This is a genomic window from Polynucleobacter sp. es-EL-1, assembly GCF_018687975.1.
In the GTDB taxonomy this organism is placed as follows: Bacteria; Pseudomonadota; Gammaproteobacteria; order Burkholderiales; family Burkholderiaceae; genus Polynucleobacter.
This window is the reverse complement of the sequence record NZ_CP061310.1, coordinates 1479629-1499723: the sequence shown is the minus strand read 5'-3', so window position 1 is coordinate 1499723 and position 20095 is coordinate 1479629. Positions and strand designations below refer to the sequence as shown.

Genomic DNA, 20095 nt, shown 5'->3' with positions numbered 1-20095 from the left:
TTTCTTTTATGGCTTGGTAGGCTTAGACGCCATTAGAGTCAGATGTCCCCAGTATGACCTGTCCTTTAAAAGGACATGTCAATTATTCATCCCTGCGTCAGTCGATGTCGTTTAAAACGACATTACAAATATATACGCATAGACGTATGTATTGAACTACTTTCTTTGATTCAGATTGCTTGACCCCCATTGATCCAGTTGTCTCTGATTATGGGCGGCCACACCTTCAATAGAATCTTGAGGTAATTGTTTGAGGCACTCTGCTAATGCTTCAGGACTGAGCTTTTCGGCAGGCTTATTTTGTTTAATCTCTTGTGGCGATTTGCCATCCCAAGCAAAGGGATTATTAAATGATGGAGGATCAGGTAAGCAATCATCGCTGTAAATGGGTGTGTCATCAGTAGCAAATGGTGAAAATGAAATTGTCTTTTCAAAGATGAGTGGTTTACCAGTTGGCGTGGGTGGTGGCGGTGGCATTGAATAAATGGCTTTGCGAGCCAGCACCTCTGCTTTATCAGATGTCTTCCAAAGTGTTTCAACTCTAGTGATGCTGCCATTTGGAGCAATCTCGATTCTAAATCTCACTTGTCCTTGATCGACACCTTCAACAGCTGTTCCCATCATGCTACGCACTTGCTTACCCCAAGTGTGTCTGTAGCCTTTACTATTTTTTAATGTGTATGTTGAGGCAAAAGCCCACTCTTCTGCTGTTGGGGCATTTGGGGCGGCTTGTGTTGCCGGAGCTTTCGTTGTGAGCGTTTGATTCTTTTGAATGTTGACGGGCTCTTGCTTTTCTTGCGGCTCGTTCAGCTTGATAACAACGACATCATCTTTAATTTTTTTTAGCGGCTTTGCTGTTGATGGAGCCCATAAAAGCAGAAAGCAAACGTGTAAAGCCAAAGATAAAATAATTGCCGACTTAAAAGCAGACTGTGGCGTTTGAATAAGGCGATTAAGAGGGAGCAATCACTACTCGTCTTGTTTAGCTAGCTTCAAATTCATATTGAGCCAATTGGGTATGCCATCTTCTGCTCGTACTGCCTTAAATCCTTTTTCTCTGAGGCGCTTTACAGCTTCATAAGACAGTACGCAATAAGTGCCCCTACAGTAAGCAACAATCGTTTTAGATTTCGGGAAGTCGCCTAGGCGCTCTTCTAACTCTTCAAGGGTGATATTGAGCGCCCCTTCTAGATGAGAGTGAGCATACTCTTCACTAGGTCGCACATCTAAAAGCGTGATTTCTCCACGCTTAGCTAATTTAAGTACTTGATTAACTGGCATGCCTTCTAAGCTATCGCGCGAGGTGAGGTACTTATTAACGAGGCTATCAACTTCTTCAATGTGGCGTTGCCCAACACCTTGTAGCTTTAAGAACAAATCAATGACATCAGAGTCTGCTATTTCATAAACAATGGATTTACCTTGTCTGATCGTGTTCACAATGCCCACTTGTTTGAGTACTTGTAGGTGCTGAGAGACATTGGCAATCGGTAGTTTGACCTTCTTTGCTAAGTCTTCTACCGCTGTGGGGCACTGAATAATGAGCTCAATAAGCTCTAGGCGAACTTCAGAACCAAGGGCTTTGCCTAGTTTGGCGAACTGTTCGTAAAGTTTTTGCTTGAAAGTAGATTTTTGTTTAGGCATAATCATTCAATGATTTTATTGAATATAAGCGAGGGTGTAAATGCTTAAAAAGCTCGTGGGTGTCATTATCTCTTTGTTCTCATTAAGCGTTCTCGCTAACAGCCCTGTCCCGCTAGAGATTAACGGGCAAAAAGCCTTGGTATTCATTAATCAAGATCCTCCTGGGACTAGATGTAATACCAATGTTCAAATTGCCGCAGAGATAGCTAATGCCTATCGACTGCCTATTTTGATTCTGCCCCAAACAGCCGTTCCGCCATTAACACCAGCTCCTTCAGTTTGGTACAACGGACAAAACATAGCGGCAAGTGGTGGCGCTCACAATGGCATGGTGAGCTATCAAATCATTGCGGACATTCTGGAGTTAGAGGGAACGACCAAGCAGAAGAGGCAAGGTAAGTTATTCAACGATAGCGTAAGACCTGAATTCGATAAGTTCAAATCAACTATTAAGACTGGGAAATAAATGAAAAAACTATTCATTGCGCTTGCGCTCACATCATTCATAGCAAGCCCAGCGTTTGCTGATAACAAAGCTATTGCTGTTGATGAGATGGCGGGTTACCTTGAGTTTGTGGACTATGGTGGCGCTACGATATTTCCTGAGCAGATACCCGCAGAAGAATACAAGAAGATGATGGTGATTGATGCTAGAGATAAGGCTCAGTTCGATAAGAGTCATATTCCTGGAGCAGTCAACATTGAGTGGCGCCAAGTCTTGGCACAAAAAGATAAGATTCCTAAGAACAAGCCTGTCTTAATCTACTGTAATACCGGCAGTCTCTCAGCACAGGCAGGATTTGCTTTGCGTGTTGCTGGCTATGAGAATTTGCGCATTCTTCAAGGTGGCTATGAAGAGTGGAAAACTAAAGGTGGCATGGATGCTTATAAGAAGGCTGTTAATAAACAACCTAAGTACTAGCAAATGAACAAAAAAGAACACTGGGAAAAGGTCTATGGCGACAAGGCGCCAGATGCGGTGAGTTGGTATGCGCCACACCTTGAGACATCATTAAATTTAATTCATCAAGCTAGTGCCAATAAGAGTGCTGCCGTTATTGATATTGGTGGTGGCGAATCTACACTAGTGGATGACCTTTTGTCTCAGGGTTATGAGGGCATCAGTGTTTTAGATATTTCTCAAAAAGCAATTGATGTGGCAAGGGATCGTATTGGCAAGCAGGCTGATAAGGTTCACTGGTACTGCGCTGATATTACACAAGCAACATTACCGCAAGGCTATTTTGACGTTTGGCACGACAGAGCCGTCTTTCATTTTTTAACTGAAGAAGCACAACGAGCAAGATATGTAGAACAAGTGATGCGCTCAGTAAAGCATGGTGGCTATGTGATTATGTCGACCTTTGGACCCGAGGGCCCTGAGAAGTGCAGTGGTTTAGACATCGTTCGCTATGACTCAGAAAATCTTCACAGTCAGTTTGGTCAGACATTCAAGCTGATTGACAGCTCAACAGAGCTCCATCAAACCCCTATGGGGACCACCCAGCAGTTCTTATATTGCTTTTGTAGGATGGAATAGGCTTTACTTAGCTTAGATATTTTTTTACCCAAGTAGGGATCGTTCGAAGTAACAAGTTTGGTGTTAAAGCTATCATACATTATATAATAATATATAGTGTATGATAGCTTTAAATAGTGCAAAAAGATTAATATTAGGGATTAATAACGATTGCGTTGATTTCCATCGTAATAGGTAATTAAATCACCCCTTAAACAACTAAAGGGAGCATGATTAAAAGATAGGCATCTTTTATTCAAGTACATTAATGGCTCAAAAAAATGAATAGCACCATTAAATTAAAAGAACTCTTAAGTTCGCTTCTACTCCGAATGCGTGAATTGAACATTACCCGCCGTCAATTACTGATGGGTCTCACGCTTACATTTTTATTAGTCGTATTTGGATTTGTTGTTCTAAATTCTGGGCCTTTAGCGTCCACAAAAGTGACGACTATTAAAGTTAGCGATCAATCGCTTGCACCCACACTATTTGGAGTAGGAACAGTTGAAGCCAGGCGGGCGTATTTGATGGGGCCGGTAGTTGCTGGACGCGTTTTAAACGTATATGTAGATGTGGGCAATTTGGTTAAAGAGGGTCAACTACTTGCCGAGATGGATTCTATTGATCTGAATCAGAGAATGATTGCTGCTCAGGCACAAGTGACTGATGCAAAGGCACGCTTACTGCTGGCTTCTGAAACGTACAAGCGATATGTGGAGTTGGGAAAGAAAAATTTTATTAGCCCAATTGTTGTTGAAGGCAAGTCACAGGAACTCAATTCAGCAAAAGCGATTGTTCAAAAAACAACTGCTGATTTGGCTGGGCTTAAACAACAAGAGCTTAATATTAAATTAAGGGCTCCAGTAGATGGGATCATTACATCTAGAGATGCCGAGCCAGGCTCAACTGTTATTGCTGGTCAGGCGGTTTTAAAATTAATCGACCCAACGAGCCTATGGATTAAGACGCGTTTTGACCAAGGTAAGTCAATGGGATTAGCCGTTGGCTTAGATGCAAATGTGATATTGCGCTCTAATCCACATCACCCAATCTCGGGCAAGGTAGTTCGCGTTGAGATGCTCAGTGATAGTGTCGCGGAAGAACGCATTGCCCAAATTGAAATGATAGATATGCCCAAGACTGTTTCAATTGGGGAGATGGCAGAAGTGACATTGCAATTAGCCTCTAGTGAATATGGCCTTAGCTTGCCCAATGCAAGCATTAAAAAGAGGGGTGATGAAACTGGGGTATGGGTGCTCAAGGATGGCAAGCCCTACTTTGCTCGAGTACAAGTTGGACAAAACGGCTTAAATGGTCAAGTGGTTATTCTGAGTGGACTTAAGAGTGGTGATGAAGTTGTTCTCTATAGCGATGCTGAAATTAAAGAAGGGCAGCGTATTAAGGTGGTTGATTCTTTATTGAAGAAAACGCCGTGATTAGCCTAGCGGGTCGTGACATTGCGCATTCTTGGGGTAAGTTTGCTCTAACGGGATTGGGTCTCGGACTGCTAATCGGTGTCACTCTAACAATGGCAGGGGTATATCGAGGCATGGTGGATGATGCCATGGCCCTACTAAACAATAGCGGTGCAGATCTTTGGGTGGTACAAAAAGATACCCAAGGCCCTTATGCTGAAGCATCCAGCATTCGAGATGACTATGTAAGAGGCGTGCTGGGAATGCCAGGCGTTGCACGCGCAGCTAACATCACCTATCTCACAATGCAGGTTCGTAAAGGGCAGAGTGACACTAGAGCCATGGTGGTTGGGGTAGAAAGTGGGCAGCTTGGTGAGCCGGCCTATTTGATTTCTGGTCGACACATAGTCCAATCACACTATGAAGCTTTAGCGGATATCAAAACGGGGTTTGAGCTAAACGACCTCATTCAAATTAAGCGCCATCAGTATCGGGTAGTGGGTTTAACTCGACGCATGGTTTCATCGGGCGGTGATCCAATGGTATTCATTCCAATTAAAGATGCACAAGAGGCGCAATTTCTAAAGGACAACGATGCGATTCTGAATGATCGTGCCAGAAACGTAGCCAATCCCAGTTTGAATCGCCCTATTCCTGGCTTATTAGATGCCATTACAGCATCGCAATCTACCAATCACAGCGTTAATGCCATCCTTGTTCAAATCCAAGCCGGCAGTAGTCCAGAGGAAGTAGCCAAACCAATCCGTCGCTGGAAACATCTTGAGGTGTATACAAGGGCGCAGATGGAAGAAATCCTTGTTGCCAAGTTGATCGCAAATTCCGCAAAACAAATTGGTATGTTTCTAGTGATCTTGGCGGTAGTAAGCGCTGCCATTGTGGCTTTCATTATCTACACCATGACCCTAGGAAAGATTAGGGAGATTGCCGTGTTGAAATTGATTGGCACTCAAAATAGTACTATTGGCAGCATGATTCTGCAGCAAGCCCTTGGCTTGGGGTTAATTGGTTTTGTTGTGGGAAAAACTTCTGCTACTTTTTGGGCGCCGCTGTTTCCAAAGTATGTTTTATTAGAGCCTGTAGACGCAATCATCGGATTCATTTTAGTGATGGTCATATGCGCTTTAGCTAGTACCTTGGCGATTAGAGCTGCTTTGCTGGTAGATCCCGCCCAAGCAATTGGAGGCTGATATGAGTACTTACAGCATTCAATTAGAAGGGCTTAGAAAAACTTACGGACATGGTGACGCTGCTGTAGATGCCCTCAAAAATGTCAATATGCAAATTGCTCCAGGTGAAGTGGTGGGGCTTATTGGCCCATCTGGATCCGGAAAAAGTACGCTACTGAAATGTCTAGGGGCAGTCATTGAGCCCACAGCAGGTCGCATGACTTTGGGTGGTGAAGTGATCTACGAGAATGGTTGGAAGATTAAGGACTTAAGGGCTCTGAGAAGAGACAAAATTGGCTTTATTTTCCAGGCCCCTTATTTAATTCCGTTTCTAAACGTTACCGATAACGTCGCACTATTGCCTATGCTTGCAGGCGTGCCTAATGCTCAGGCTAGAGCGCGCGCTAGAGAGTTGCTAGAGGCTCTAGATGTTGCACATAGGGCTAATGCAAGCCCATCTGAATTATCTGGGGGTGAGCAACAACGAGTTTCCATTGCAAGAGCTTTGGCAAATAGACCCCCAGTGATTTTGGCTGACGAACCTACTGCGCCTCTAGATAGCGAGAGGGCTCTAGGGGTAATGGGGATCTTAAATCAAATGGCCAGTCAATATCAGACTGCGATTATTGTGGTTACCCATGATGAAAAAATTATCCCACTATTTAAGCGCATTTATGCAATTCGAGACGGGCAAACCATTGAGGAATCTAGGCAGGGTCAATGAGTAACCTGAGAATTGCTTAAGTGGCGGCTAAGGGTCGAAAGCAGCCCTTCGCGATATAAGCGTTACTTTAAGTAACGGTTCCCATTAAATAAGCCCTTTAGCTTTAGCCTCTCGATATCTCAAGGTTAACTGAAGTAGCTTGGCTGCACGATTTACCTTAAGCTTTTCCATGAGGTTCGCTCGATGCGCTTCTACGGTTTTAATTGAAATACCTAAGTCCATGCCAACTTCCTTATTAATCCTGCCAGCAACAATGCGATCAAGCACATCAACTTCTCTTTGGGTTAGAAGTCTAAATCTCTCTTTGATCTCTTTGAGCTCCGTAGATTGTTCTTTACTAAGATAAGCCTTTGATAGCATTTCATTGATTAAGCCAATAAGAATCTCTTCATTGATCGGTTTTTGAATAAAGTCTACAGCTCCTTTTTTAAGTGCATTTACCGCAGTGGTGATCTCCCCATGGCCAGTAATAAACGCAATGGGAATATTAAGACCCATATTCAGAAGCATTTCTTGAAGTTCGATTCCAGACATGCCACCAAGGTGAATATCTACTAAAGCACAGCCCAAAGTTTGTTGATCACTAGCGGCTAGTGATTGCAAGAATCTTTCGGCACTTTCATGAGGGCTGACCCTAAAGCCATAGGCATTAAGTAGTAGAGCCAGGGAATCTCGAATCGCTTCGTCATCATCAATGACATACACCACACCGCCTTTTCCCGAAGGGAAAGGGTTAGTCTTATTAAGAATTGTTCGTTGCTTGCTCATTCTTTAATCGTTTTTATCTTTTGCGACACAAGTTCTAGCGCTTCTTCCACATTTCTAGCTATCGTGCCACTGCCGGACTTACCGATAACAAAGTAATTGTCTTTGTGGATATAGATATGAATATACAACTCTGTCTTTTGGATTCCAATGACCACTTGCAACACCGGTTCATGGCTAGCTCGGTCATAGCTTTCGGTAAAGCTACTGTAATCTAAATGATCAGCTTGATTTTTGGCTAACTCTCGAATTTGTGCACTAATACCCTCAATTAACAGTTCATACTCATGATAAAAGTTTGGATTTGAGTAGCGAAGCTCGTCAATAGCGATCGCGTGTAATGTGCTATTACCCATGGTTATTTGATGATTTCAAGATGGACATAAGCATCTAAGTTTGCAAGTGAGCCACGTTTATCCATAACGGCTAATCGTAAAGCCTCTTTTTTAAAGTCTTCAAGACCCGGGTGAGAGCCATCTCCGCCTAGAGAGACGATATAAGTCCAGAGCATTTGATCTCTTTGATCTTTTCGGTAGATATCGACAATCCGCTTCATCTATCCCCCTTAAAAATGACTATACGCCCAGACTATGAGAATTGGTTCTAATTTTTATAATGCACTGCCGCAAAATTAAAGGAGCGCTCAAAGAGAGCTTTGGTTTGGCTTGACGATGGTCAATGAATGTAGCTCTAGGATTGCTTACTATCCATAGATGCCAAATGCCTATATTCGCTTTTTAAATCTGATTGATGCGCTTGATCGCATCAATCCAGGGCGCTCTCTGGATAACATCGAAATTCAAATGCTTGAGCACATTATTCAACAGCAAGCGCGAAATCATAAGTTATTGGTAGGTGACATGATTGCAATGAGCCACTTGGGATCCCAAGCTACCTTACACGGTAGGCTGAAGAATTTAGTTGCGATGGGATACATAAAACTGGTTGAAGATAAAAACGATGCTCGTAGAAAAACAGTTGCCCCCACTAAGTTAGCCATTAAATATGTTCAATTTATGTCTGACTGTCTAGAGAAAAGCCTCAAGAATTTATAGCCAATAATGGCATGATGTATTTTGCTCGTGGGGTTGTCTTAAATAGTGCACTAAATGTTCGCTATCGATAGCTAGTTACAATAGGATTAATTTCTATAATTAACCCTTCTATGAACCAAACAACATTTCTAGACTTACTCACCAAGGGTGAATTTCCAGCGCCTATCTGCGTAGTGCAAGAGTGTTGAGGATTCTTAGAGTCTCACTCTCATCCCTATGAAGTTAAAGCCCTTGTGACACAAGGTCAGATTGATATTGTGATTGATGGGATTAAAACGAGCTACTTGGCCGGAGATGTTTTTCACCTACTGGCTAATCAAATTCACTCCGAGAGTTATGGGGGCAAGGGTGTTCAGTATCTTGCCAGTAGAAAAGGTATTGAGCTCCAATAGGGGTTCGTACTGCATGGCAGTGATTGAAAGCGCATATTATCTTCAATCTAGGCTCCTGGTCCCAGGCTCAAGTCCTCGTGGGCCCACCAGAAATGAAAATACCAACCTTCGGGTCGGTATTTTTTTGAGCGTTACTTTAAGTAACGGTTAAGTTTCATTTCGACAGATAGAATTCCTTATATCCTTTTCTGTGACCTCTTAAGCTGAGTAGGGTGGGGGTAAGTCATCTTCGGGCACACACCGCACCCAAAATGAACCCTATTTTGGCTCGCATTGACTGCAGTCAAGCATGTTTCAGACCTAGCTTTTTATGATTTAGTAAATGGAGTAAAAAGAGCGCATGGAATTCGAAATACCAGAAACCCTGGCCAATGAGCTACTTGGAACGATCAATGAAGATTCACTGCTTGCTAAGCGGCTGAGCGAGTACGGCCTTTCCCGAGGCAAACGTGTGGTGCCCAGCCACCTTTTCGACGCCGCCTCACTTAACACACTCTACGGCCTTTGCCGAACGGCCAACGAGCGTGAGCTAATGTTCCAAATGTTGGCGCTGGACAATATCCACGCCGCGCCAGCTGCCCGAAAAATTCCCAGCTTGGAAATGCTGATCCCTGGTCTGATCGCTTGGCTGTCGCGTGACGTGATAGATGGCTGGCTTTATAAGCTCGGCAAAGACGGTGTGTTGCTGCCTTGGCTGATTCATTCTATGCGCCATGTGCAGCCTGTCGATGGCGCACCTTATGTCATTATTGGCCTTCTGGCCAATACATTGCAGGCCGCAGAACGGGGGCCGGTTACCGATCCGAGACTAAGGCGCACCGGCATGACCAACAGCATCACCTTTTATATTGAAGACATTCTGGATTGCACGATTCCCGAATTGATGACGGGTTATGGTTACTTCAAAGAATGTGCGGAATTCAAAAATGAATACGAGACACACTTAAAGCGTTTCATGCAGATGCAGCCGAAGTTTGGTGCGCAGTTTACTGTTTCTAGTGCTGTCTGGATGTCCAGCGAAGGGCCTCGTCCACAACTCGAATGCATGCGGTTGCAGGCAGGCACAACCGCCCGCTGCGTCAATGATGAAGAGCTGCTGGAACGCCACTTTGATACCACAGCCGATGCAAGCTTCTGGCGCAGCAGCGGTATCAGCGAGGGTTTTGAACGAATCCCCCAGCATTGCTATCTACACCTATTCCACTTAGATTACCACCGCAGCGTATGGGTGCATGTGCAAAATGTTGAGTCGTATCGTTACAAGCCAGAATTGCGTGACAAGCTGGTTCTGCCGCATGCTCATCGCGAGCTGATTGATATCTTGACCGCTGATCGTAACTTCCTAATGGAGGACATCGTCGAGGGTAAGTCGGGCGGCACAACCATTCTGTGCAAAGGCGCGCCTGGCTTAGGCAAGACGCTGACAGCAGAGGTCTATGCCGAGGTCGTCCAGAAACCACTATACCGCGTACATTCTGGTCAACTCGGCGTGACGGCAAGTTCAGTGGAGGCGAATCTTTCGAAAATCTTGCGGCGCGCGGCGCGCTGGGATTCGGTGCTGTTGCTCGACGAGGCCGATGTCTACATTCGCCGCCGCGATAACGATCTGCAGCACAACGCCATCGTGGCTGAGTTTTTGCGTACCCTTGAGTACTTCAATGGTTTACTGTTCATGACTACCAACCGCGTAGCCGACATTGATGACGCCGTCTTATCTCGCTGCATTGCCATCATCCAGTTTGAGATACCGACACAAGAGCAGGCGAAGCAACTATGGAAATCCCTGGCGCAGCAGTTCAACACCGAGCTGCCCGACGACCTAGTTGAGCGCTTAGTAATAACCTACGCAGCTGCCAGCGGCCGCGATATCAAGGAGTTACTCAAGCTGACGCTCAAGTTTTGCAAAGGTAGAAATTTGTTGCTCAGTGAGGAAGCCTTTGCTCAGTGCGCGGCTTTCCGCAGCATTGGTAAACCCGTCGAAGATGGCAATGTTTGACACGTCTTTCCTGGGAGATTCGCTGCTGGGCCGGCTCAGTTTTCGATCCGGCACTGTACCCGATAAGCAAGCCTTGCCCGCTGGTCGTCACGACCTGGGTATTGCTAGCGAGCGCGACGCTGTATTGATCGTGCCGGACGGCCTGCAGCCTGGAGTTCCAGTTGCTCTGCTGGTGATGTTTCATGGCGCTGGTGGCAGCGCTGACAAAGTGCTGCCATTCATGATCGATCATGCGTATCAGCATGGCTTTTTGCTTCTACTGCCGCAGTCTCAGTTTCCGACTTGGGACTTGGTCGTGGGTGGTAATGGCCCAGACCTAGAGCGGCTGGACAAAGCATTATACGAAGTGGCTTCACGTTTTTCTATCAATCCATCCCGCTTGGGGTTTGCTGGGTTTTCAGACGGAGGCAGCTATGCGCTTTCAGTAGGTGTGACCAATGGCGACGTCGTTAGTCATGTGATCGCATTTTCCGCAGGCTTTATGTCAGTCTTTCAGCAAAATGGTACACCCCGCATCTTCATCGCTCACGGTTTGGAAGACGAGCAGCTGCCAATTGAAACTAGTGCCCGTCCTCACGTAGCCAAACTTAAGGCCGCAGGTCATGACGTAACCCCCTTGGAATTCAGAGGCCCGCACCGCATCGAGCCGTCAGTAGTTGCGTTGGCAATGGATTTCTTCCTGAAACCGACAGCGCAGCTGTAACAAGCCACGCTTAAAGCGGCCAATAGCGGACGGTAGAGCAGAGGGTCGAAAATCCTTGTGTCGGTGGTTCGATTCAGTCCCGGGCCACCAAGATTCTATAAACCACCTTCGGGTGGTTTTTTTGTTTCTGTGTTGGTTGGTGTCTTCCACGTATTACCTGCCCCCTTTAAGTAGAATGAAGCTAATAAGAGAAACATGTTTTATTTAGATTAATTCAATACAAGATTGGAAAAGCTATGAGCATTAAATTTTCAAAGCAGACTCTTCCTTTCATGACTGAGGCTGGTAAACAAACAGATCCAACTTGGCTCGATAAGAATCAAGAAAGCTACGAAACACTCGTAAGGCAGCCTTTCATTGACTTAGCGGAGCGACTCAAGACTTCGCTACAAAGTAGCGTTCCAGATTATCACTTTCCTACAAAAGGAATTGGTAGGATTAAAAAGAATGCCAATAAAATTGTGCGTGGCAGTACCTGCTATAAAAGCTGGTTATCTATTTCGATTGCGAAACCTTCTGAGTCTCGTTTTGAAAGAAACCCACACTTATTCTTTGGCATTCTTCACAATATCCCTCCATACATGGGGGTAGTTGTCGCCGGTGGGCTCTTTATGCCATCTGGCCCCCAATTAAAAAAGATGAGGGAGGCGATAGCAAAAGACGCTCGGCCTTTCCATGCCTTATTTGCTGACCCAGCTTTCAAGTCACGCTTTAAGACAAATTTTTCTCGTGAGAACGTAGCCTCTCGCCCTCCACGCGGTTTTGATCCAAACCATCCGGATATGGATTGGCTTATGCTCAAAAACTTCTTAGTTGTAAAGACACTCAGTGACACAAAATTCACATCTTCAAACTTGGTGCCATCGGTGGTTGAGGACTTTAAGCAATTAATTCGCCTTAATCGGTTAATTGAAAAAGCAATCAGATAGAAAAGAGAATTAAATCATTATCAATTCGTGTCGTTTTAAACGACAGTCCAGAGCTAGAGTCAAGAACCCTTTTCCCTGGTCGATTCTGTCCCGAGCCATGACACTCTCCCAATTTTGGTAAGTTTGGCTGTTTTCATATGCAGTATGAGCAAATCGCCCTAGAATGGTCACAAATACATGAGATATTGCTAGGAAATAAGCACCCCATTCACAAGAGGTCATCATATGCATGATTTATCAGCATTAAATCCAATTAGCGGCGATGAGCTGATTGCTGCCCTAAATGAATTGCTGGAGGCGGAAAGGGCTGGCGCTCGAGTAACCTTGGAAACAGCCAATCAAATAAAGAGTCACGAATTAGCTCCGTTAGTCACCGATATTCAATACGATGAAGTGCGCTGGTGCAAGATGTTGCTCGGAATTATTGGATCACTCGGTTTTTCGCCATCAACTGCCACGGGTGAATTTTATGAAAAATCGATCTCCATTGAAGATCTCAAGGAACGCTTGCTTTTTTTGAATCGAGGGCAGGGATGGGTAGCACGACGTCTAGAAAAATTAATTCCAAGAATTCAAGAGCCGAATATTCGCTCTCAGCTACAAGCGATGCTTGATGCTCATGTTCTCAATATTCGTCGGGTCGAGGAGAGTATTTAGGCCTCAAATGATTTTTAGTTTAGATCAAATAATGCACGCCTTAATGGCTTTAAGATCAATAGCGTGATATTGAAAATCTAAATAAAGATTGTTAAATATTCTTTAGTGTTGGGATTAAGGCCATAACATAATGAAGTTGCTTCGACTGCCACTAATTTTTTACCCTCAATTGACTAATACGACAACTTCTCGACCCATAAGTCCTAATTTAGCCTCACTATTGATTGTGATTGCGGAGTTGATGGGTACCTCTTTGTGGTTTTCCATCAATGGAGTGGCTGACAATTTAATAGATTCGTGGAGCACCAATCTTGCAGGCATAGGCATACTTACCAATGCTGTGCAACTCGGTTTTGTGGCAGGTACTTTGGTCTTTGCCTTAAGTGGGATAGCAGATCGGTACAAGCCCAGCCATCTTTTTGCAGCATGTGCTCTACTTGGGGCATTGTTTAACGCTGCATTTGCTGTCTGGGCTGATAGTATTTTGGTAGGTTCTTGCTTGCGCTTCTTGGTTGGAATTTGTTTGGCCGGTATCTATCCAATTGGTATGAAGCTCATAATGACTTGGGACCCCCAAAAAGCGAGCTCGCGCATTGCTCAATTGGTTGGAATGCTAACGCTGGGAACAGCAATTCCCCATGCTACCCGTTACTTCGGTGTCGATTGGCCTTGGCAAGAGGTCATTCTTTTGTCTTCCTTCTTCGCTCTGGTAGCAATGGTGATGATTTTCTGGCTCGGAGATGGCCCCCACCTTAAATTAGGTAGTGCTTCACGAGTCAAGCTAAGCGGCTTTCGTGAACTCTTTGCAATTTCAGAATATCGTCGATCTGCTTTGGGATATTTCGGTCACATGTGGGAGCTCTATGCATTCTGGGCACTTGTGCCATTTCTGATTGCTAGCACCTATTCAATTCAAAATCCCATTCATTTATCGGGGCTAGCATTCTCTGTAATCGGGATTGGTGCAATTGGCTGCTTTCTTGGAGGGCAATTTAGCAAATCTATTGGGGGAGTGAAAGTTGCCTCAACAGCTTTGGCGCTATCGGGCATTTGTTGTCTACTGTATCCATGGATTTCTGGATTGCCGTTATGGGCACAAATTCTCTTTTGGGCTATTTGGGGAATGAGTGTCGTTGCTGATTCGCCACAATTTTCAGCGCTATCAGCACAATCATGCCCACCCGAAATCGTCGGTACTGCACTTACTATTCAAAATGCGATTGGCTTTACGATAACGATGATCTCAATTCAAATCAGTACCGTAGTCTTACCATTCATGAATCAATACATCACCTGGCTATTGCTGCCGGGCCCTGTGTTGGGGCTCATTTTTCTGAATCGACTTTCAAAGCGTAGTTAATAAACATGCGATGTACCGAAGTTGTTAAGTCGAATAATACTAGGAGTCATCATGGCTACCTATTCAACACAATGTGACAGTAATTTTTTAGAAATTGGGGCAACGGATTTTGATTTCTCTCCAAGAAGCATACCTCTTAAGCGTTACTTAAAGTAACGCTTATCAATCTTCAAAAAAGAACTTTGGAGCAACGAAGTGCTAAACGGTTGCTCCAAAAATCCTGCGGTTTTCGAAACCAAAGAGTGAGCTAGCTCTTCTAGTAAATGCGTGAATTTGCTTACACATTTACTTACACACCGACACTGACCACCCGCAGAACCCCTGTTTATATGGCTCTATCATGGGCTTCTGCTCTCATAATCCTTTGGTCCCAGGTTCAAGTCCTGGTGGGCCCACCAGAAATGCAAACCCTCATCAGCAATGGTGGGGGTTTTCTATTTGGAACTTGATTGTTGATTCATTAAGGTATTGTTATAGTGACTACCTAATGGAAATAAAATTACTAGCATTGTGATCGTTTTACTTAAAATACCAAAACTTAAAAAAGTTGGAGACTATGATGCTCTTAAAAAGATTTCTGATTGGCGTTTTGTCTGCCGCATTTCTCTCCTCGCCGTTGTTGGCGCAAACTAGTGCTGAGTCTAAGCAAAAAAAGCCAAACATCGTTTACTTTCTGGTCGATAACACAGGATGGGGATCATTTGGTGTGTATGGTGGAACAGTAGCCACACCAAATATTGATAAGTTAGCCAGTCAAGGTATTCGTTTCAATAACTACAACGTCGAAGTTCAGTGCACACCATCACGATCTGCCATCATGACCGGTCGTCATCCAGTGCGTTCTGGAACTTATACAGTCCCTTGGCCTGGTCAAGGTAAGGCTGGTATGGCGCCATGGGAGTACACCATTGCTAAGCTTCTTTCTGATTCAGGCTATGCAACTGCTTTGTATGGGAAATGGCATCTTGGCGATACCCAGGGCCGTATGCCCAATGACCAAGGTTTTGATGAATGGTGGGGCATACCAAACACTTGGGATGAGGCAGGTTATACACAGTGGCCTCTATTTAAGGAGAGCGGGGTTCCTGTGCCGATGGTATGGGAAGGCAAGAAAGGTCAAAAATCTAAACCCGTCATACCACTTGATCTGAAGCTTCGCCCAGTGATTGATGAGAAGTACATCATTCCTAAGACAGTTGAATACATCAAGAAAAATGCTGCAGAAAATAAACCATTCTTTGTTTATGTAGGCTATTCAGAGATGCATGAGCCACCAATACCTAACCCTAACTTTTCGCAAAAATCTACAAAGCGTGGCGGTATCTTTGCAGACCTACTTGCCGAGATGGACTATCGTGTTGGCCAGGTAATGCAGGCAGTTAAAGATGCTGGCATTGAAGATAACACCATCTTCATTTTCAGTAGTGATAATGCTGGTGGCGGTGCCAGCCCACAGATTGGTGGTGCAACTAATGGACCGTTTCGCGGGAATTTTTTCAATACACCATTTGAAGGAAGTATGCGTGTACCTGCGATGATTCGCTGGCCATGCCATGTGCCATCGGGTGTGGTAACCGAGGAAATGTTCGCAGCCGTTGACTGGATGCCAACAATTGCTGGCATGGTGGGCTCATCTAATTTGGTTCCTAAAGATCGTCCTATCGATGGTGTTGATGCCTCGAATTTTATGTTGGGCAAGAGTAAGGCAACTGGTCGAGACTTATATCCATTCTTTGGTATTGATGGGGAGTTGATGTCAATTAAATGGAAGATCTATAAAACGATCTTTAGGTACGCAGAATCTCCTGAGTCTATTGGAAAGCCTTATGTAAAACCTCAGATTCCAATGATTTATGACCTTAGTAGCGATCCGCATGAGGATAATAATCTTATGTATACAGACCTAACTTTGGGTTGGGTTTATGCTCCGAGCTTTAAATGGATAGAAGGCTATGAGGCAAGTATCAAGAAGTATCCTAATATCAAGGTTGGCGAAGACTTTAAAGGATATGTAAATAAATGAGCGACTGTATTAGCTAGATCATAGGGATTGAAATGTTTTTAAAAAGATTGCTGATTGGATTCTTAACTATTTCAGTAGCTACACCTGCACTATTTGCGCAGGCTACACCTACTCAAAAGAAACCAAATGTAGTTTTTATTCTCGCGGATAACGTTGGTTACGGTGATTTGGGTTCTTATGGTGGGGGCGAGTTGCGCGGTGCGCCGACACCACGTTCTGATGAGCTGGCTAAAAGCGGCTTGCGGTTGACCCAGTATTTGGTCGAGCCTGCCTGCACTCCATCACGCGCTGCATTAATGACGGGTCAGTATTCTATTCGCAATGGTTTATCGCTGGTTGCTGAACCTGGCACGCCCAATACTTTATCTAGTAAGGCCTACACTATGGGCCAATTATTTAAGGATGCGGGTTACGCAACTGCTATTTTTGGTAAGTGGCATTTAGGAGGCGCTCCACAAAGCTTGCCTGGCGCCCATGGTTTTGATCAGTATTACGGCATCCCTCCAGACACCTCTTGGGATTCCGCTGCTTATGTTCAAATGGCAATTCAAACACATTCATTTGGCAACGTCCCGGATAAGGTTTTGTATGACAAAGGCCCCTGGATTAATCAGCAGAAGGGTAACGGACCACTAGAGCGAGTGAAGCCTTACACCATGGCAGTCCGGGCTGAAATTGATAATGAGCTTACTGATAAGTCGATTGCATTTATGAAGCAACAGAACGCAGCAGGAAAGCCATTCTTCTTATATCTGCCATTTTCAATGGGGCACTCACCAAATCTTCCATCAAAGCAATTTGCTGGTAAGTCTCGGATTGGTCAGTATGGTGACAAAATGATGGAAGGCGACTATCACGTTGGGCAGGTGATGGATGCTCTCAAAGAAATGAATATTGAAGACAATACTATTTTAGTTTTTGCTTCGGACAATGGAGGTACTGGTCAATACTTCATGAATTGGGATCGCTTGGGTCTTGGGGCTCCAGATATGGGTTCAAATTTACCATTTCGTGGAGATCTTGGTGAGCCGACCGAGGGCGCAGTTCGAACATTCTGCATTATTCGTTGGCCTGGTCATATAGCTCCAGGTAGCACCTCTTATGCGATGTTCTCGATCATGGACTTTATGCCAACCTTTGCATCTATTCTGGGAGTAAAGCTGCCAACTGATCGAGCCATTGATGGTGTAAATCAGATTGACGTTATCAAAGGAAAGAGCTCAACCGGTAATCGTGAATCTTTACTGACATTTATTGGACCTGATTTAGTAGCAGGCCGTTGGAAGCAATGGAGATACTATTTTAAAGATATGGCTCGAACAGGCACAGGACAGCAAATGGTTGGTGGTATCTTTGCAAATGCAGCTCCTATGTACTACCCAAAGTTTTATAACATTGAAATGGATCCGCATGAAGATTTGCAGATGACGAATTACGGTTGGACAGCCGAGCCAATCTTCAAAGTGATTCAGGATTACTTGGCATCTGTGAAAAAATTCCCTAATCCACCGCCGTCAAATGTGACTAATTTCTCTCAGCCCTTGGGAAGATAGTTTTTCTAGTTCACAATAAACCAAGAGAATAATTCCCAATAGAATGAAAATGATTGGTAAAGCCCGGCGTCAAATTGCCGGGCCTTTTTTTCTTTTGGGGATTACTTTATTTTCGTTGAGCGCATATGCTGACGAAGGTGGCGTCCCCTTTTGGATGTCTGGTCAATATGCCAGTATGGCAGCCGTACCAATGGCAACTGGATGGTCATTGGTGGCGATCCCTTATGTCTATAGCGGGAAGGCAGATAAATCAAAAACTTTTCAACACGGCACAAGTCTGAATGCCGGAGTCAGTACAAGAGAATCATTGATTTTGATGCAACTGGGTTATGTTGGAGAAGAAAAAATTCTTGGTGGGCAGCCATATATTGGTTTTGGTTGGGGGCCTGGTGCAAATACTACAACTGCATCAATAAGCGCCACAAACCCTAATGCGCAATTCAATCGTGCCAACACGAGTGATGGAGGGACGGATATATATCCACTGGCTAGCTTAACTTGGAATCAAGGTAATAATAATTACAAGACATATGTAACGGGCGATATACCATTGGGTACTTACAACTCAACAAGTCTATCCAGTATTGGAATAGGTCATGCGGCGATTGATGCTGGCGGTGGATATACCTACTTGAACAGTACTACTGGCCGTGAGTTTTCTGCTTTGCTAGGCGCTACGTATAACTGGATCAATCCTCAAACTAACTATAAAAATGGCATAGACTCACACCTTGATTGGTCTATTTCACAATTTGTGTCACAAAACTGGCAAGTGGGTATTGCGGGTTATGGGTACTATCAGCTCACCGCTGATTCAGGAAGTGGAGATAGGGTCGGCGCTTTTAAATCTCGAATTGCAGCGATTGGCCCGCAGATTGGATACTTATTTAATATAGGCAAAAAACAAGCCTATATTAATTTGCGTGCTTATAAAGAGTTCTGGGCTCAAAATCGAGTAGAAGGCTATGCAACAATTGCAACCATCAGTATTCCACTAGGAAAGTAGCAGTATGAAGATCATACAAAGTCGTATTTTATTGATCTTAGTGATTGTCGCCTTAGTTTGTAGTGCTTTTTTAGCATTGAGCAACTTCTTTCCAAAATCTAAGAAAGTAGCCCCAGAAATTCGTCTTGGTGATGGTGTCAGCGGACCCAAAGGAATGGCGTGGATTCCTGGCGGAGAATTTCTTATGGGAAGCGATCACAAAAAGGCACAAACTAATGAGAGACCTACGCATAAAGTAAGGGTATCTGGATTTTGGATGGATATGGGCCATGTCACCAATGATCAATTCACACAATTTATAAATGAGACTAATTACAAAACTACGGCAGAGAGAATTCCTGATTGGGAAACCATTCGCGTACAACTCCCACCCGGAACTCCTAAGCCGCCTGCTTCAGTATTTGTGCCTGGAGCCATGGTTTTTGTTGGTACGAAAGCGAAAGTTAATCTCAATGATTATTCCCAATGGTGGGCTTATGTACCCGGGGCAAACTGGAGACACCCTGCTGGACCGCAAAGCAATATTGATGGCAAGGGAAATCATCCAGTAGTTCAAGTGAGCTACGAAGATGCTTTGGCGTATGCCAAATGGGCAGGCAAGCGATTGCCTACAGAAGCGGAGTGGGAGTTCGCTGCACGAGGCGGTATAGATCAAGCAACTTATGTATGGGGTGATCAATTGGAGCAGGATGGCAAGCTGCCCGCTAATATTTGGGATGTAAGGAAACAACCTTTCCCGGTAGTTAATCCAGCCATTAGCCCTAAAGCTGGTGGCGCATTAGGTACCAGTTCCGTCGGAACCTTTCCTCAAAATGGTTATGGCTTATTTGATATGACCGGTAATGCTTGGCAGTGGGTTGCTGATTGGTATCGTGCCGATTATTTTGCAATGCAAGCCAAGGAATTTGGTAGAAATGTAATAAATGATCCTCTTGGACCCAGTAATTCATATGACCCAGATGATTACGGTGTGCCAAGCAATGCGCCCAAAAGGGTAATTCGTGGCGGCTCCTTTTTATGTAACGAGGACTATTGCCAATCCTATCGCCCTAGCGCACGACGTGGAGCGGATCCATTTAGTCCAATGTCGCATTTAGGATTTCGATTGGCAAAAGATGCTGCAAAGTAAATTTAAATAAATTTCAAAATACATTTGCTTGCACA

At 44.5% G+C, this 20095-nt stretch carries 22 protein-coding genes; 17 read left to right on the top strand and 5 right to left on the bottom strand.

The genetic code is table 11. The features are described 5' to 3' along the window. Window positions 1–156 precede the first annotated feature (156 nt). Window positions 157–966: an energy transducer TonB gene (locus FD974_RS07730; RefSeq protein ID WP_199908297.1), complete on the bottom strand. Its 810-nt coding sequence runs from the start codon at window positions 964–966 to the stop codon at window positions 157–159. Window positions 967–969: 3 nt separating this feature from the next. After that, entirely contained in the window at window positions 970–1644 is a 675-nt protein-coding gene (locus FD974_RS07725; RefSeq protein ID WP_159074855.1) for a metalloregulator ArsR/SmtB family transcription factor, read from the bottom strand. A 40-nt stretch (window positions 1645–1684) separates the two neighbouring features. Between FD974_RS07725 and FD974_RS07720 the strand changes: the two genes are divergently transcribed. The 6 genes from FD974_RS07720 to FD974_RS07695 all read left to right on the top strand — a co-directional run bounded on the left by FD974_RS07720 (window position 1685) and on the right by FD974_RS07695 (window position 6492). Continuing rightward, window positions 1685–2110 carry a hypothetical protein gene (locus FD974_RS07720; RefSeq protein ID WP_215364073.1) on the top strand — a complete coding sequence of 142 codons (426 nt, stop codon included), beginning with the start codon at window positions 1685–1687 and terminating at the stop codon, window positions 2108–2110. After that, window positions 2111–2566: a rhodanese-like domain-containing protein gene (locus FD974_RS07715; protein ID WP_215364072.1), complete on the top strand. Its 456-nt coding sequence runs from the start codon at window positions 2111–2113 to the stop codon at window positions 2564–2566. It abuts the gene before it with no gap. A 3-nt stretch (window positions 2567–2569) separates the two neighbouring features. Next, on the top strand, window positions 2570–3184 hold the full coding sequence (locus FD974_RS07710; protein WP_215364071.1) for a class I SAM-dependent methyltransferase: 615 nt from the start codon (window positions 2570–2572) through the stop codon (window positions 3182–3184). Between the two features lie 260 nt (window positions 3185–3444). Beyond that, window positions 3445–4602, top strand: coding sequence for an efflux RND transporter periplasmic adaptor subunit (locus FD974_RS07705; RefSeq protein WP_251374571.1), 1158 nt, complete (start codon window positions 3445–3447; stop codon window positions 4600–4602). Beyond that, a complete protein-coding gene (locus FD974_RS07700) occupies window positions 4599–5789 on the top strand; it encodes an ABC transporter permease (RefSeq protein ID WP_215364070.1) in 1191 nt (396 codons plus the stop codon). Before FD974_RS07705 ends, FD974_RS07700 begins: the two co-directional genes overlap by 4 nt. 1 nt (window position 5790) lies before the next feature. Continuing rightward, window positions 5791–6492, top strand: a complete 702-nt coding sequence (locus FD974_RS07695; RefSeq protein ID WP_062310079.1) for an ABC transporter ATP-binding protein — start codon at window positions 5791–5793, stop codon at window positions 6490–6492. 84 nt (window positions 6493–6576) lie between these two features. On the opposite strand, the gene FD974_RS07690 is transcribed toward FD974_RS07695, so the two are convergent. The 3 genes from FD974_RS07690 to FD974_RS07680 are packed head-to-tail and all read right to left on the bottom strand — an operon-like array spanning window position 6577 to window position 7813. Further along, complete coding sequence (locus FD974_RS07690) at window positions 6577–7260, bottom strand: response regulator transcription factor (RefSeq protein WP_215364069.1); 684 nt, start codon at window positions 7258–7260, stop codon at window positions 6577–6579. Next, the gene (locus FD974_RS07685; protein WP_215364068.1) at window positions 7257–7613 is read right to left on the bottom strand and encodes a hypothetical protein; all 357 of its coding nucleotides are present in this window, start codon (window positions 7611–7613) and stop codon (window positions 7257–7259) included. Before FD974_RS07685 ends, FD974_RS07690 begins: the two co-directional genes overlap by 4 nt. Before the next feature lie 2 nt (window positions 7614–7615). After that, window positions 7616–7813 (bottom strand): hypothetical protein, encoded by a 198-nt coding sequence (locus FD974_RS07680; protein ID WP_215364067.1) that lies wholly within the window; start codon window positions 7811–7813, stop codon window positions 7616–7618. A 157-nt stretch (window positions 7814–7970) separates the two neighbouring features. Here FD974_RS07680 and FD974_RS07675 point away from each other — a divergent pair, with 157 nt between their 5' ends. The 11 genes from FD974_RS07675 to FD974_RS07625 all read left to right on the top strand — a co-directional run bounded on the left by FD974_RS07675 (window position 7971) and on the right by FD974_RS07625 (window position 20060). Beyond that, complete coding sequence (locus FD974_RS07675) at window positions 7971–8312, top strand: helix-turn-helix domain-containing protein (RefSeq protein WP_215364066.1); 342 nt, start codon at window positions 7971–7973, stop codon at window positions 8310–8312. Between the two features lie 233 nt (window positions 8313–8545). Further along, window positions 8546–8704 carry a hypothetical protein gene (locus FD974_RS07670; RefSeq protein ID WP_215364065.1) on the top strand — a complete coding sequence of 53 codons (159 nt, stop codon included), beginning with the start codon at window positions 8546–8548 and terminating at the stop codon, window positions 8702–8704. A gap of 340 nt (window positions 8705–9044) precedes the next feature. Beyond that, window positions 9045–10700: an AAA family ATPase gene (locus tag FD974_RS07665; RefSeq protein WP_215364064.1), complete on the top strand. Its 1656-nt coding sequence runs from the start codon at window positions 9045–9047 to the stop codon at window positions 10698–10700. After that, window positions 10693–11403 carry an alpha/beta hydrolase gene (locus FD974_RS07660; protein WP_215366787.1) on the top strand — a complete coding sequence of 237 codons (711 nt, stop codon included), beginning with the start codon at window positions 10693–10695 and terminating at the stop codon, window positions 11401–11403. Before FD974_RS07665 ends, FD974_RS07660 begins: the two co-directional genes overlap by 8 nt. A 236-nt stretch (window positions 11404–11639) precedes the next feature. Then, the gene (locus FD974_RS07655) at window positions 11640–12332 is read left to right on the top strand and encodes a DUF2461 family protein (RefSeq protein ID WP_215364062.1); all 693 of its coding nucleotides are present in this window, start codon (window positions 11640–11642) and stop codon (window positions 12330–12332) included. Window positions 12333–12557: 225 nt separating this feature from the next. Then, window positions 12558–12989, top strand: coding sequence for a DUF6306 domain-containing protein (locus FD974_RS07650; protein WP_251374570.1), 432 nt, complete (start codon window positions 12558–12560; stop codon window positions 12987–12989). A gap of 130 nt (window positions 12990–13119) precedes the next feature. After that, window positions 13120–14349: an MFS transporter gene (locus FD974_RS07645; protein ID WP_215364060.1), complete on the top strand. Its 1230-nt coding sequence runs from the start codon at window positions 13120–13122 to the stop codon at window positions 14347–14349. A gap of 556 nt (window positions 14350–14905) precedes the next feature. Continuing rightward, a complete protein-coding gene (locus FD974_RS07640; RefSeq protein ID WP_215364059.1) occupies window positions 14906–16372 on the top strand; it encodes an arylsulfatase in 1467 nt (488 codons plus the stop codon). Between the two features lie 32 nt (window positions 16373–16404). Then, entirely contained in the window at window positions 16405–17925 is a 1521-nt protein-coding gene (locus FD974_RS07635) for an arylsulfatase (protein WP_215364058.1), read from the top strand. Between the two features lie 49 nt (window positions 17926–17974). Then, window positions 17975–18931: a transporter gene (locus FD974_RS07630; protein WP_215364057.1), complete on the top strand. Its 957-nt coding sequence runs from the start codon at window positions 17975–17977 to the stop codon at window positions 18929–18931. Window positions 18932–18944: 13 nt separating this feature from the next. Beyond that, window positions 18945–20060 (top strand): formylglycine-generating enzyme family protein, encoded by a 1116-nt coding sequence (locus FD974_RS07625; protein ID WP_371817137.1) that lies wholly within the window; start codon window positions 18945–18947, stop codon window positions 20058–20060. Window positions 20061–20095: the final 35 nt, after the last annotated feature.